Here is a 12,896-nt window from a genome sequence, read left to right on the forward strand (position 1 = left end):
ACGAAGATCGCGCCCGCGCCTGTCGGGCCGAAAGCCACGAGGGAGAAGTCATGGTCAAGAACCTGATGAAGGTGGTCCTCGCCGGGTGTGTGGCACTCGCGCTGACGCTCGTCGTCGACGCGGGAGCCAACGCGACGAGCTCCAGCGGTGCCGCCAGCACCGCGAGCCACACCGCAGCCGCCAAGGCCGGCGCGTGCACGAAGCAGAAGCACAAGGTCAAGAAGGCGAAGAAGTCCGCGCACAAGGCGGACAAGAAGGCCAAGAAGGCGAAGAAGGCCCAGAAGAAGGCCAAGGGCGCCGCGAAGAAGGTCGCTGACAAGAAGCTGAAGAAGGCCAAGAAGCACCAGAAGAAGGCGCACCACCAGCTGAAGAAGGCCAAGAAGGCCCTCAAGAAGTGCCAGAAGGGCCACGGCGGTGGCGGCGGCGGTGGCGGCGACAACCCGCTGCAGCCGGCCTGCGACGCCGGTCTCCCGCAGCAGATCTGCGACGCCTTCAACCAGCTGCCCAACCCGGGTGGCAACGGCGGCGCGAGCCCGATCCAGGCGCTGTGCGACGCCGGCCTGCCGCAGCCGATCTGTGACGCGTCGTCCGGAGGCGCCGACATCCAGCAGCTCTGCGACGCCGGCCTGCCGCAGCAGATCTGCGACGCCGCCGGTGGTGGCGGGGGCACGCCCGACCCGGGCACCGTGCTGGGTCCGGTCTGCGACCTGGGTCTGCCGCTGCCGATCTGTGACGGCGGACTGCTCGGCACGAAGACCTCGTTCACACGAGCTGCTTGACCGAACCAGACCCGGGGGGCTACCTCTCGGGAGTCGAGGGGACTGCTGTCGCGTGGGGGGCGACGGCAGTCCCTTCCGGCATTTCGGGGAGCGAGTTCAGTCGAGGTCGCGCAGGGCGCGTGACTCGATGTCCCGCAGCACCTCGTCGGCCGCGGCCGCACTGACCTTGCCCTGCCGACGCTCGTCGAGCACCAGCTGGCGCTCGACGTCGCTGGCCTTGCGCAGCAGCTGGTCGAGCTCCTCGGCCGGGTCGGCGCCCTCGACCTCGAGCAGCCGGGCCTCGTGCATCGCCCGCTGGGCCTCGAGGTAGCCCTCGTACTGCAGGATCGCGGCGTTCTTGACCTCGTCCGTGCTGGCCGGCCCGGTGAGGGCGCGGACGTAGTCGAGCGCGGCACCCGCGGCCCGACCGCGCAGCTCGGCGACCTCGACCCCGTCGTCCGCGTCGCCGCCGACCCCGAGCCACGAGGTCAACGGGCCCAGCGTCAGTCCCTGGACCACGAGGGTCACGAGCACGCACACCAGCGCGGCGACCACGAGCAGGTGCCGGTCGGGGAAGGACGCTCCGTCGTCGGTGGTCATCGGGATCGCGACGGCGGTCGCGACCGTGACCACACCGCGCATGCCTGACCACGACACGACCGTGATCTCGCGCCAGTCGTTGGGCAGCACCGAGTTCTGCTTGCGCGCGAGCAGCCGGAAGAGCCCGCCGACCGGGAAGACCCACGCGATCCGGAGGAGCACGACCGTGAGCACGACGCTGACCGACACCGTCACGACCTCGCGGGTGACGGGGACGTCGGCGAGCAGCGTGGAGAGCTCGAAGCCGAGCACGGCGAAGGCCAGGCTGGTGATCAGGAAGTCGGCGTACGCCCAGACCGACCGGCCCAGCAGCCAGCCGCGCGACGTCGTCTCCTCGTGGGCGACGTTGCGCAGGTAGAGGCCGAGCACCAGGACGGCGAGGACGCCGGAGCCGTGGAGATGCTCGGCGCCGAGGTAGGCCACGAACGGGACGACGACGGTGATCGTGGTCTCGGTGTAGGCGTCGCGGATCAGGCGGATCAACCACTTCGTGGCCAGACCGACCGCGAAGCCGACGGCTACACCCACCACGAGCGTGAGGACCAGCTCCAGGCCGGCGGAGCCGTACGAGAACTCGCCGGTGGCGACCGCGGCCAGCGCGGCGCTGTACATGACGAGGGCGGTGGCGTCGTTGAACATCCCCTCGCCCTCGAGGATGGTCACCAGCCGGTCCGGCAACCGCAGCTTGCGCGCGACCGCGGTCGCCGCGACGGGGTCGGGCGGGGACACGATCGCGCCGAGGATCCAGGCCGGCCCCCACTCCAGACCGACCGCGTGGGCGACCAGGGCGACCGCGACCGCGGTGCAGATCGTGAGCCCGACCGCCAGCGCGAGCACCCGCTCGGCCTCGGCCCGGAACTCCGTCGACGTGGTCCGTTGCGTGGCCGCGAACAGCAGCGGCGGGAGGACGACCGGGAGCACCAGGTCGGGCTCCAGGTCCAGCGGCCCCGCGAACGGCATCAGCCCGGCTATCAACCCGAAGACGGCGAGCAGGACCGGCTGCGGCACCCGCACGAGGTCGGCGAGCGGGGTCAGTGCGATCACCCCGGCCAGCAGGACGCCGAGCAGCCACGGATCGCTCACGAGTCTCCTGCCTTGGGGTGGGTCAGCCCCCGAACTGCTCCAGGTAGGCCTGACCTTCAGGACTGAGGTTCCCATGTGCGGCTGCGATACGCGCCCAGCGCACCGACATCTTCGCGAACCGCATCGGGTTGTAGACGTCCTCCTCGCGGGAGAACATGCCGTCGCCGGCGTAGGTCATGATCGTCAGGTTGGACTCCTCGAGCTCGCTGCCGTCGCCCGGGTCCGGCATCAGGTTGCGCACCTCGCAGATCAGCCGTGAGGTCGGCGGGTCGACCACCGACCACGCCAGCGGGAAGCCGGTCATCACGCTGCCGGGGAACGACGTCATCGTCTTCACCGACCAGGCCCGAATCTCCTCGCGCCCGTGGAACTCGCCGAAGGCGTGCTCCTTGTAGACCGCGTCCTCGGTGAACAGGTCGGCGAAGCCGTCCCAGTTCCCGGAGCTCGCGTAGCCCTGGACGTGGCCGTGGAAGACGGCGTACGCCTCCTGGATCTCTTCAGCACTGAACGTCACGCCGACATCCAACCAGTCCACTGGAACACGTTCTAGTCTTCGGGTCGTGCTGCGTGCCCTTCGGACCGGACTGCTGATCGCGACGGCCGGCATGCTGGTGACCACCGGGCTGATCGCCGTGTGCGGCCTCGTCGACGTCGTCGACACCGGGTTCGACCTGAAGGTGCTCGCTCTCGGCACCCTCGTCTTCGCGATCAGCGGGCTCGTCGAGGAGCTGGTGTTCCGGGTGCTGGTGCTCGGCGGCCTGCGCCGACTGCTGGGCTCGGCCGCCGCCGCACTGGTGCTGTCGTCGCTCGCCTTCGCCGGCGTCGAGCTCCTCACCACTGACGGCACGACACCGCTCTCGGTGACGAGCACCGTGCTCGGCGGGGTGATGTACGGCGTCGCCTATCTCCGCAGTGGCTCTGGTTGGGGCCGGATCTGGCTGCCGGTCGGCCTGCACTTCGGCTGGAACTGGGTCCAGGGCACGATCCTCGGCTTCCCGGTCAGCGGCACCACCGACTACAGCGGCGCCTTCGCGACGCTGCGTACGACGGGGGCGCAGTGGCTCGGCGGCGGCGACTACGGCCCCGAGGCGAGCGTCTTCTCGCTCGTCGGCCGGCTGGCGATCATCGCGCTCGTCGTCCGCGCGACGCGTCAGTCGTCAGCAGGCAGCTCGGGCACCGGCTCGCCGCGCACCTGGAAGCGTCGGTAGCTGTAGACGATCAGCGCGAGCGCGATCAGCCCGGACAGGACCTGGGTGACCCCGGTCGCCGCCCCACCCGGCAGCCACCAGCTGTCGCGGAACGGCCACCACGACGGGACCGCAGGCCCGGCGATCCAGACGACGCCGCAGGCGATCAGGCCGAGCCCGAGCAGCGACGACAGGGTGATCCGGAACCAGTTCTCGACGCCCTCGGCCGCGCCGCGGAGCGCCCGCACCTTGATCGGCTCGACCCGGCGCTCGGCCCACTCGTACTCCTGGGACAGGATGACCAGCCCGGCCGCGAGCATCAGCAGCCCCGGCCCGGGCAGGATGAGCGCGGCGACGCCGGCGACGATCAGGATCCAGCCGAGGGTCTCGAGCGCGATCCTGCGCAGGACCTTGGCGCCCGGGGCCTTCATGCGGACAGCCTGTCAGACGTGCCCAAGGTTGACCTGGAGCGCACTCCAAGGAGTTGTCTGGTGCCATGACCAAGATCTGGTACATCACCGGTACGTCGCGCGGCCTGGGCCGCGAGTTCGCCATCAACGCCCTCGAGCGAGGTGACCGCGTCGCCGCCACCGCCCGCGACGTCACGAGCCTCGACGACCTCGTCGCGACGTACGGCGACGCCCTGCTCCCCCTCGCCCTCGACGTGACCGACAAGGCCGCGGTCGAGGCCAGCATCGCGCAGACCCACGAGCGGTTCGGCCGGCTCGACATCGTGGTCAACAACGCGGGCTACGGACACTTCGGCGCGGTCGAGGAGCTCACCGAGAGCGAGATCCGCGACCAGATGGAGACGAACTTCTTCGGCGCCCTCTGGGTCGTGCAGGCGGCGCTGCCGATCCTGCGGGCCCAGGGCAGCGGCCACATCGTGCAGATCTCGACGATCGGCGGCATCGGCGCCTTCCCCAACATCGGCGCCTACCACGCGTCGAAGTGGGCGCTCGAGGGCATGAGCGAGGCGCTCGCCCAGGAGGTCGGGCCGCTCGGCATCCACGTGACGCTGGTCGAGCCCGGCGGGTTCAGCACCGACTGGGCCGGCGACTCCTCGAAGCGCTCCGCCCCGATGGACGTCTACGAGCCGGTCCGCGAGGCGATGGCCGCGCGCCGGGGTGCGCAGAAGCCCGGCAACCCGGTCACCGCGGGTCAGGCGATCCTCGACGTGGTCGACGCCGACGAGCCGCCGCTGCGGGTGCTGTTCGGCTCCGGCCCGACCGAGATGGTGAAGGCGATCTACGCGTCCCGCCTCGCGACCTGGGACGAGTGGTCGTGGATCTCCCACAAGGCCCAGGGCTGAGCTAGCGGCGGTAGGACAGCCGGACGAAGCCGCTCTCGAAGCGTCGGACGTCGCCCAGCTCCAGGTCGAGGCGTGCGCCGTCCGGGAGCGCCCGGGTGCCACCGCCGACGACGACCGGCGCGAGGTAGAGGTGCACCTCGTCGACGATCCCGGCCCGGATCACCGCAGCGGCGACGGTCGGCCCGGCGATCGACACGTCCCGGTCGGCCTCGTCCGCGAGGCGGCGTACGGCGCCAGGGTCGAGCTCGCGCTCGATCCGGGTGCGCGGCGTCGCCGGCTCGGTCAGGGTGCGGGAGTAGACGACCTTGTCGGCGGCCCGCCAGAGCTCGGCGAAGTCCTGCACGACGGCCGGCTCGTCGGAGGTGTCCCAGGTCTGCCAGACCTGCATGACGTCGTACATCCGGCGGCCGTAGAGGTAGGTGCCCACCGACCGCTCCTGCTCGTTGACCGCCGCGTGCACCTCCTCGTCGGGGGCGCACCAGTCGAACCTGCCGTCGGAGTCGACGGTGTAGCCGTCGAGGGACGCGATCGCGGAGTAGATGAGTCGGGCCACCGGCCCAGCATCTCCCCTGCGCGGGTCAGGCGGCCAGGCTGAGCTCGTCGCGCGAGACGTCCGGGTCGACGACCGTGTCGAGAACCGTCAACGGCACCAGACGGGCGTGCACGTGCGCGGGGGTCGCGATCCGGACCAGGATCGCCAGCGAGCCGGTGATCGCGACCATCGCGTAGATCAGGTTCGCGTCCAGGTCGGCGAGGAAGCCGTAGGCACCGGCGAGCAGGGCGTCGACGATCAGCATCGCCCAGGCCGACGCGGCCAGCGCCGACACGTCGTGACTGCGCCAGGCGGTGATCGCCGCGGGGCCGACCATCAGGGTCACCGAGCAGCCGAGCACCACGATGATCGGACCGGGCCCGACCACGGGGATCGCGAGCGTCGCCGCGGCGATGGTCGCCGCCCAGGCGACGGGGAGCCACATCCGCTCGCGCGACCCACCGCGGAACCACGCCAGCACCATCGCACCCGCGGTGCCGGGCACCGCGAAGACGGCCGGCAGCGCGACCCAGAGCTCGTGCGCGACCACGCCGTACGTCGTCCAGGCGATGCCGCTGATCGTCGAGTTGGCCAGGGCGGCGACGCTGACGCCCGCGGCGGAGCGCATCCGGACGAGCTTGCTGAGCTGGGGGACGGTGTAGGCAACGGCCAGGATCGTGCCGGCGAGGCCGATCGCGGTCGCGAGCGAGATGTTCACGGGCTTCTTTCTGCGGGTGTTCTGCGGGAGCACAGACAACGGCCGCCGCGTGCTGAGCACGAGACGACCGTTGTCAGTGATGACTGTGGGTTGGTGTGTACGCCCTCGGCGAGTGGTCAGCCGAGGGAGTACACAGGAAATATTACCGGCTAGACCGGTAGTTCCCGACCAATAATGCGGTCAGCAGACCCTCAGACCGCGTGATCTCCGGCACATTCGGGTCAGAATCGGTCCGAAAAACCGGTTTCAGCGACCCTTCCAGACCGGCGGGCGCTTCTCGGCGAAGGCGGTGGCACCCTCGGCAGCGTCCTCGGAGACGAAGACCGGCATCATCAGCTCGCCCTGGCGCGCCCACATCTCCTCGGCCGACCAGCCGGGCGCCGTCCGGGCGATCTCCTTGGTGATCGCGACCGCGAGCGGACCGTTGCCCGCGATCGTCGCGGCGAGCGCGATGGCCCCGTCGAGCGCACCGCCCTCGGCGGTCACCCGGTTGACCAGGCCCAGCTCTGCGGCCCGGGCGGCCGTGATCGGCTCACCGGTCAGCAGCATCTCCAGCGCGATCGCCTGGGGGATCCGCTGCGGCAGCAGCATCGCAGCGCCCGCACCCGCGACCAGCGCGCGCTTCACCTCGGGCACGCCGAGCTTGGCGGTCTCGGCGGCGACCACCAGGTCACAGGCCAGCAGCAGCTCGAAGCCACCCGCCACGGCCCAGCCCTCGACCGCGCCGATCAGCGGCTTGCGCGGCGGGCGCTCGGTGATCCCACCCAGGCCGCGGCCCTCGATGGTGGGCACCTCACCGCCGAGGAACGCCTTGAGGTCCATGCCGGCGCAGAAGGTGCCGCCGGCGCCGGTCAGGACGCCGACCCAGAGCTCGTCGCTCGCGTCGAGCTCGTCGACCGCAGCCGCGATGCCCGCGGCGACCGCGCCGTTGATGGCGTTCTTGGCCTCGGGGCGGTTGATCGTGATGATCTGGACGCCGTCGCGCTGCTCGACCAGGACCTCGTCGGACATGGTGCTCCTTCCTGTTGGTTTCGCTCAGATGTCCGTGACGCGGATGCCCGCGTGCGCCTTGTAGCGGCGGTTGACCGAGATCAGGTTGGCCGTGAGGGCCTCGACCTGGTGGGCGTTGCGGAGCCGGCCGCCGTACACACCGCGTACGCCGGGGATCGTGGTGCAGAGGTCCTGGACGAGGTCGGTCGCCTCGCGCACGTCGCCCAGAACGAGGACGTCGGTGTCGACCGAGGTGACCTCGGGGTCCTCGAGCTTGACCGCGGAGACGTTGTGGAAGGCGCCGACCACGGTCGACTCGGTGAGGATCCCCTGCGCCTGCTGGGCGGCGGAGCCCTCCTCGACCGGCAGCGCGTAGGCGCCCTGCTTGTCGAAGCCGAGCGGGTTGACGCAGTCGACGACGACCTTGCCCGCGAGCTCGGCCTTGAGCGTCTCGAGCAGCTCGCCGTGGCCGTCCCACGGGACGGCGACCACGACGATGTCGCCGGCCGCGGCGGCGCCCGCGTTGTCGGCCCCGGTGACGGTGCCGCCGACGTCGGAGGCCAGGGTCTGCGCGGCCTCGTCGGCGCGCTCAGCGCTGCGGCTGCCGATCACCACCGGGACTCCGGCGGCGGCGAAGCGGCGGGCCAGGCCACGCCCCTGCGGGCCGGTGCCACCCAGGACCGCGACCGTCTTACCAACCATGGACTCGGGAAGGTTGCTCATGGCGACACTCTGTCAGCCTGGCGAGCGGATGGCGCGGTGAGGCAAGGTGGTGGACCTCACACAGGGAGGCCGATGTCCGCAACCGCCACGGCGCCCGTGGACCCGGCTCCAGCCGCCGGCCCGATCACCCTCGAGGGACGCGCGCGGATCCTGGCCTTCTCCACCATCGGCCTCGGGATGCTGCTGGCCGCCCTCGACGGCACGATCGTGTCGACCGCGTTGCCGACCATCGTCGGCGACCTCGGCGGCGGCAACCACGTCTCGTGGGTCGTCACGTCCTACCTCCTGGCGCAGACCGCGGTCACCGTGGTGGTCGGCAAGATCGGCGACCAGTTCGGTCGCAAGCAGGTCTTCCAGCTCAGCGTGATCGTCTTCATCGTCGGCTCGATGCTCTGCGGCCTCTCGCAGGGGATGACCTGGCTGATCGCCTCGCGTGCCCTCCAGGGCCTGGGCGCCGGTGGCCTGACCGTCACCGCCACCGCCTTGATCGCCGACATCATCCCGCTGCGCGAGCGGGGCAAGTTCCAGGGCGCGCTCGGTGCGGTCTTCGGCGTCGCCACCGTGATCGGCCCGCTGCTCGGTGGACTGCTCACCGACCACGCCAGCTGGCGCTGGTGCTTCTACATCAACGTCCCGCTCGCGGCGGTCGTCATCGTCGCAGCGCAGGTCACCATCCCGAAGGTGCCGAAGGCCGGCGCGAAGCCGCGCATCGACTACCTCGGCATGGCCACGGTCGCCGTCGGCGCCTCGATGCTGGTGCTCGCGACCAGCTTCGGCGGCACGACGTACGCCTGGGGCTCCTGGCAGATCATCGGCCTGCTCGTCGGCGGTGTCGCCGTGCTCGCCCTCTTCGTGCTCGTCGAGTCACGCGCGAGCGAGCCGATCCTCCCGCTGCGACTCTTCCGGTCGACGGTCTTCGCCGACTGCTGCGCGCTCAGCTTCATCGTCGGCTTCACGATGCTCGGCGCGATGACGTTCCTGCCGACGTTCTTCCAGTACGTCGAGGGCGTGACCGCCACGCAGTCCGGCTTCCGGATGCTGCCGCTGGTCCTCGGCCTGCTGGTCACCGCGATCACGAGCGGCAACATCGTCAGCAAGACCGGCCGCTACAAGATCTTCCCGGTGGCCGGTGGCCTGGTGATGTCGCTCGGCCTCTTCCTGCTCTCGACGATGGACCCCTCGACCTCGGCGTGGGTCTCGGCGCTCTACCTCTTCGTCTTCGGCATGGGCATCGGGCTCTCGATGCAGGTGCTCACGATCATCGTGCAGAGCTCGGTCGCCTACTCCGAACTCGGCGTCGCGACCTCCGGCGTGACCTTCTTCCGCACCATGGGCAGCGCCTTCGGTGCTGCCATCTTCGGGTCGCTCTACGCCAACTTCCTCAGCGACCGGCTGCCCGAGGCGATCGCCCAGAGTCCAGGCGTCACCTCGGCCGACCTGGCGACGCCGAGCGCCCTGCACCTGCTCGACGACAGCCTCATCGCGCCGATCGTCAACGCCTACTCGGACTCGCTCACCCAGGTCTTCCTGTGCGCGGTTCCGGTGGCCCTGGTCGCGTTCGTCCTGGCGCTGATGCTGCCCCAGGTCAAGCTCGGCAGCAGTCTCACGCCGTCGGCGGGCGACCTCGGTGGCGGGTTCGGTGCCCCCGAGTCGCTCTCGAACGACGAGGTGCTCGGCCGCCGGATCGCCAACCTGCTCTACGGCCGGCGCCGCGACGTCGTCCTCGACGTGCTCGGCGACGACACCGACGGCCTGGACGCATCCCGGATCTGGGCACTGGTGCAGGTGCACGGCCTGACCGTCGCGGACCGCAAGGCCGACGTCACCCAGATCGCCCACGCCCGGTCGCTCCCGTCGGCGATCCTCGAGCCGGTCTTCGCCGACCTGGTCGTCGACGGCTACGCCGAGGGATCGCTCCACGACCTCGGCCTGACGCCGGCTGGCCACGCCGCGATCGCCGACCTCCGGGTGAAGCTGCGCGACTGGATCATCGACCACCTCGACGGCGACGACCCCGACCCGGAGGCCGTGTCGGCCGCGATCACCCGCGTCGTACGCCGCCTGGTGATCGAGCAGGCGGACAGCAAGGAGAAGCAGCCCCCGCTGCTGCCGGTCGGCGACGCCTAGCGTCCGCGCCGGAGCCCGGTGATCCGCGGCACCAGCACCCGGGGCGACCGCTCGCGCAGAGCGCCCCACCACAGACCGGCGCCGTACGCCAGGTCATCGAGCCTTCGCGCGACGAAGGCCTCGGGCGCCTGGGCGGCCGGCACCTCACGGTGGTCGAGCAGGTCCCAGACCAGCGCGGCCCCGACCGCGCGTCTCGCTCGGCGCGAGACCAGGGCCGCTGCTGCGGCTCCCGGCCACCAGTGCCGGAGCAGCAGGTGCGAGCCCTGCCGCAGGGTCGACACGGCGACCTCGGCGGTCAGCTCCGTCGCGAGCCGCCCGCGGTCCGGGGTGTCCGGCAGCGTGCGCCCCAGGCGCACCCGGACCAGCGCCAGCGCGGAGAGACCGACGGGGAGCGACCACCGGCGCTGCGACGCCAGCGCCAGGGCACCGACCGTCGGCACCGGCGAGAGGACGGCCGGCGCCATCCAGTCACCGTGACGCGACGCGAGCCAGGCGCCGCCCGTGCCGTAGAACGCCTTGCGGCCCAGCCAGGTCGACCACGTGCCCCGGCTGTCGTGGCCGGCGACGTACGCCGGGTCGTAGCGGACGTGCCGGCCGGAGCGGACCAGCCGCCAGACCAGGTCGACGTCCTCGCCGACCCGACGTCCTTCGTCGAAGGCGCCCGCCTCGAGGTCGGCGACCCGGACCACCAGGCAGGCGCTGGGCAGCCAGCCGACCTTGGACCACGGCCGCACGAGGGCGGGCACGGCGCCGAGGTCGAGCGACAGACCGTCGACGTCCCAGCGCTCGAACCGCTTCGGCTCCGCGCTGCGGGCGACGCCCTGCACCCGCGGGCCGACGGCCGCGACCTGCGGGTCGGCGAAGTGGCCGGTCAGCCCGCGCAGCGCGTCGGCCGAGACGACGACGTCCGAGTCGACGAACGCGACGTACGGCGTGCGCACCTCGGCGATCCCGGCATTGCGGGCACCCGCCGGACCGAGGTTCTCGCTGAGCGCGACCAGCTCGGCGCCGTACCGGGACGCGACCGCCGCGACGGCGGCCGGGTCGCGCGACGCGTCGTCGACCACGATGACCGGCAGGCCGACCAGGCCGGACAGCAGCCGGTCGAGACGGTCGGCCCGGTCGCGGACCGGCACCACGACGGTCAGCTCGCCGTCGCCCGGGCCGTCCAGGACCGGGGCCGCCAGGTTGGCGGCGAGCAGTCGCTCGGCGACCGTCCGGGTGGTCGCGTCGACGACCTCGAGCACGTCGCCGCGGGCCAGCGCTGGTGCCGGCGCTCGTAGGCGCAGCACCCGCAGCGGCGAGCCGCCGACGAGGGTGCGGCCGCCGTCGTGGATCCGGACCTCGGCGCCGACCCGGACCCGGAAGCCGGTCGGCAGCGTCATCCCAGGAAGCCGCCGTCGGCGTGCACGACGCCACCGTTGAGGGCGGCGCCCTCGACCGAGCAGCAGAAGGCGATCGTCGCGGCGACCTCGGCGGGTTCGAGCACCCGGCGCAGCAGCTGGTGGGAGGCGAGCTCGTCCACGTCGTCCAGGCCGTAGAGAGCAGCGGTCGCGTCGAGCATCGGGGTGCGGGTCGAGCCCGGCGAGACGGCGACGGCGGTGACGCCGGTGCCGACCAGGTCGGCAGCCAGCCCCTTCACCAGACCGACGACCGCGTGCTTGACGGTGTTGTACGCCGCGAGGTGGAAGAGCCCGTGCGACCCAGCGGCCGACGCGACCGCGACGAAGCGGCAGCCGCTCGGGTCGGGCTGCGCGAGCAGGTGGGGCACGACGACCGCAGCGGTGTTCCACACGCCGATCACGTCGGACTGCCACAGCTCGTCGAGGTCGGCCGGAGGTGTCTGCCACAACGGCTGTCCGCCCCGGATCACCGCTGCTGCGGCGACGGCGGCGTCGAGGCGGCCCCACCGCTCGAGCGCCAGGTCGGCAGCCTCCTGGAGGACGGCGCGGTCGCGGACATCGCCGACGACGTGAGCGACGGCGTCCGACTCCGCGGCCGGCTCGAGGTCGACGCCGACGACGGCGTACCCCTGCTCGACGAGGCGCGTGACCGTCGCCGACCCGATGCCGCCGGCAGCGCCGGTGACGAGTGCGACCCTCACGACAGCCTCCCGAGGACGTCGGCGACCATCGCCTTCAACACCCGCTCGCCCTCGGCGGCGGACGCGCCGGCGGGGTCGCCGAGGACGCCGTTCGGCGACACCGCCGCGATCCCACCGGACATCATCGCGGGCAGGATCTCCCTCAACGGCTGGGTGTTGCCGGCCTCGGCCAGGTCGAGGCGTACCGACTCGGGCCGCAGGTGCAGCATCAGCGAGGTCTCGGTGAACCCGGCGTGCAGGTCCACCTCCTCGGTCGCGCAGGGCACCCACTCGATCTCGTCGGACGACCGCAGGGCCGTGACGTTCCCCCCGTGTGCGTTGACGATCACGACCCGGTCTGCCCAGGTGCGCAGCGACCGGACCAGCTCGACGACGACGTGGTTGAGCGCGTCGGTGCCGACCGAGGCCGTGCCGGCGAACGACTGGTGCTCCCCGCTCGACCCGTAGGACAGCGCCGGCGCGACCCAGGCCCCGGGCAGCTCGGCAGCAACCCCCTCGGCCACCGCGACCGCGATCGTCGTGTCGGTGTCGAGCGGGAGGTGTGGTCCGTGCTGCTCGATCGACCCGAGCGGCACGAGCACCAGGCCCGCACCGACGGTCTCGCGGGTCGTGGCATCGGCGAGCTTCATCGGCCGACCCCGGGCAGCGGTGGGCAATCCACCGAACCCTCAACCAGGAAGGTGGATGAGCCACCGCCGCAGCGACGTGCGACCGGGCGGCGGTGGGCAATCCACCGAATCCCCGGCGAGAAGGGTGGGTCAG

Annotated in this window: 14 protein-coding genes; 4 read left to right on the forward strand and 10 right to left on the reverse strand. The window is 71.7% G+C overall.

Annotated features, from left to right (window positions below; translation table 11 throughout):
- Window positions 1-50: 50 nt before the first annotated feature.
- Entirely contained in the window at window positions 51-779 is a 729-nt protein-coding gene (locus ABLE68_RS06995; protein ID WP_348870593.1) for a hypothetical protein, read from the forward strand.
- 96 nt (window positions 780-875) lie between these two features.
- Here the strand turns inward: ABLE68_RS06995 and ABLE68_RS07000 are convergent, their stop codons facing one another.
- Window positions 876-2,441: a Na+/H+ antiporter gene (locus ABLE68_RS07000; RefSeq protein WP_348870594.1), complete on the reverse strand. Its 1,566-nt coding sequence runs from the start codon at window positions 2,439-2,441 to the stop codon at window positions 876-878.
- 22 nt (window positions 2,442-2,463) lie between these two features.
- Window positions 2,464-2,955, reverse strand: coding sequence for a nuclear transport factor 2 family protein (locus ABLE68_RS07005; protein WP_348870595.1), 492 nt, complete (start codon window positions 2,953-2,955; stop codon window positions 2,464-2,466).
- A gap of 46 nt (window positions 2,956-3,001) precedes the next feature.
- Here ABLE68_RS07005 and ABLE68_RS07010 point away from each other — a divergent pair, with 46 nt between their 5' ends.
- Window positions 3,002-3,649 (forward strand): CPBP family intramembrane glutamic endopeptidase, encoded by a 648-nt coding sequence (locus ABLE68_RS07010; protein ID WP_348870596.1) that lies wholly within the window; start codon window positions 3,002-3,004, stop codon window positions 3,647-3,649.
- Here ABLE68_RS07010 and ABLE68_RS07015 read toward each other — a convergent pair.
- Window positions 3,592-4,059, reverse strand: a complete 468-nt coding sequence (locus tag ABLE68_RS07015) for a PGPGW domain-containing protein (protein WP_348870597.1) — start codon at window positions 4,057-4,059, stop codon at window positions 3,592-3,594. The two genes, ABLE68_RS07010 and ABLE68_RS07015, sit on opposite strands and share 58 nt — an antisense overlap.
- 65 nt (window positions 4,060-4,124) lie before the next feature.
- On the opposite strand from ABLE68_RS07015, the gene ABLE68_RS07020 reads away from it, so the two are divergent.
- Window positions 4,125-4,940: an SDR family oxidoreductase gene (locus ABLE68_RS07020; RefSeq protein WP_348870598.1), complete on the forward strand. Its 816-nt coding sequence runs from the start codon at window positions 4,125-4,127 to the stop codon at window positions 4,938-4,940.
- Between the two features lies 1 nt (window position 4,941).
- Here the strand turns inward: ABLE68_RS07020 and ABLE68_RS07025 are convergent, their stop codons facing one another.
- The 4 genes from ABLE68_RS07025 to npdG all read right to left on the reverse strand — a co-directional run bounded on the left by ABLE68_RS07025 (window position 4,942) and on the right by npdG (window position 7,903).
- On the reverse strand, window positions 4,942-5,493 hold the full coding sequence (locus tag ABLE68_RS07025) for a dihydrofolate reductase family protein (protein WP_348870599.1): 552 nt from the start codon (window positions 5,491-5,493) through the stop codon (window positions 4,942-4,944).
- 25 nt (window positions 5,494-5,518) lie between these two features.
- The gene (locus ABLE68_RS07030) at window positions 5,519-6,190 is read right to left on the reverse strand and encodes a PQ-loop domain-containing transporter (protein ID WP_348870600.1); all 672 of its coding nucleotides are present in this window, start codon (window positions 6,188-6,190) and stop codon (window positions 5,519-5,521) included.
- Between the two features lie 246 nt (window positions 6,191-6,436).
- On the reverse strand, window positions 6,437-7,201 hold the full coding sequence (locus tag ABLE68_RS07035) for a crotonase/enoyl-CoA hydratase family protein (RefSeq protein WP_348870601.1): 765 nt from the start codon (window positions 7,199-7,201) through the stop codon (window positions 6,437-6,439).
- 24 nt (window positions 7,202-7,225) lie between these two features.
- Window positions 7,226-7,903 (reverse strand): NADPH-dependent F420 reductase, encoded by a 678-nt coding sequence (gene npdG, locus ABLE68_RS07040; RefSeq protein ID WP_348870602.1) that lies wholly within the window; start codon window positions 7,901-7,903, stop codon window positions 7,226-7,228.
- 72 nt (window positions 7,904-7,975) lie between these two features.
- Here npdG and ABLE68_RS07045 point away from each other — a divergent pair, with 72 nt between their 5' ends.
- Window positions 7,976-10,030: an MDR family MFS transporter gene (locus ABLE68_RS07045; protein WP_348870603.1), complete on the forward strand. Its 2,055-nt coding sequence runs from the start codon at window positions 7,976-7,978 to the stop codon at window positions 10,028-10,030.
- On the opposite strand, the gene mftF is transcribed toward ABLE68_RS07045, so the two are convergent.
- From mftF to mftE, 3 genes are read right to left on the reverse strand one after another with little or no spacing between them, the layout of a single operon-like run.
- On the reverse strand, window positions 10,027-11,415 hold the full coding sequence (mftF, locus tag ABLE68_RS07050; protein WP_348870604.1) for a mycofactocin biosynthesis glycosyltransferase MftF: 1,389 nt from the start codon (window positions 11,413-11,415) through the stop codon (window positions 10,027-10,029). The two genes, ABLE68_RS07045 and mftF, sit on opposite strands and share 4 nt — an antisense overlap.
- Window positions 11,412-12,134 (reverse strand): mycofactocin-coupled SDR family oxidoreductase, encoded by a 723-nt coding sequence (locus ABLE68_RS07055; protein WP_348870605.1) that lies wholly within the window; start codon window positions 12,132-12,134, stop codon window positions 11,412-11,414. The genes mftF and ABLE68_RS07055 overlap by 4 nt, the downstream gene beginning before the upstream one ends.
- Entirely contained in the window at window positions 12,131-12,763 is a 633-nt protein-coding gene (gene mftE, locus ABLE68_RS07060) for a mycofactocin biosynthesis peptidyl-dipeptidase MftE (protein WP_348870606.1), read from the reverse strand. Before mftE ends, ABLE68_RS07055 begins: the two co-directional genes overlap by 4 nt.
- Window positions 12,764-12,896 lie beyond the last annotated feature (133 nt).

The organism is Nocardioides pollutisoli (assembly GCF_040045055.1).
Lineage (GTDB): Bacteria > Actinomycetota > Actinomycetes > Propionibacteriales > Nocardioidaceae > Nocardioides > Nocardioides tweenelious.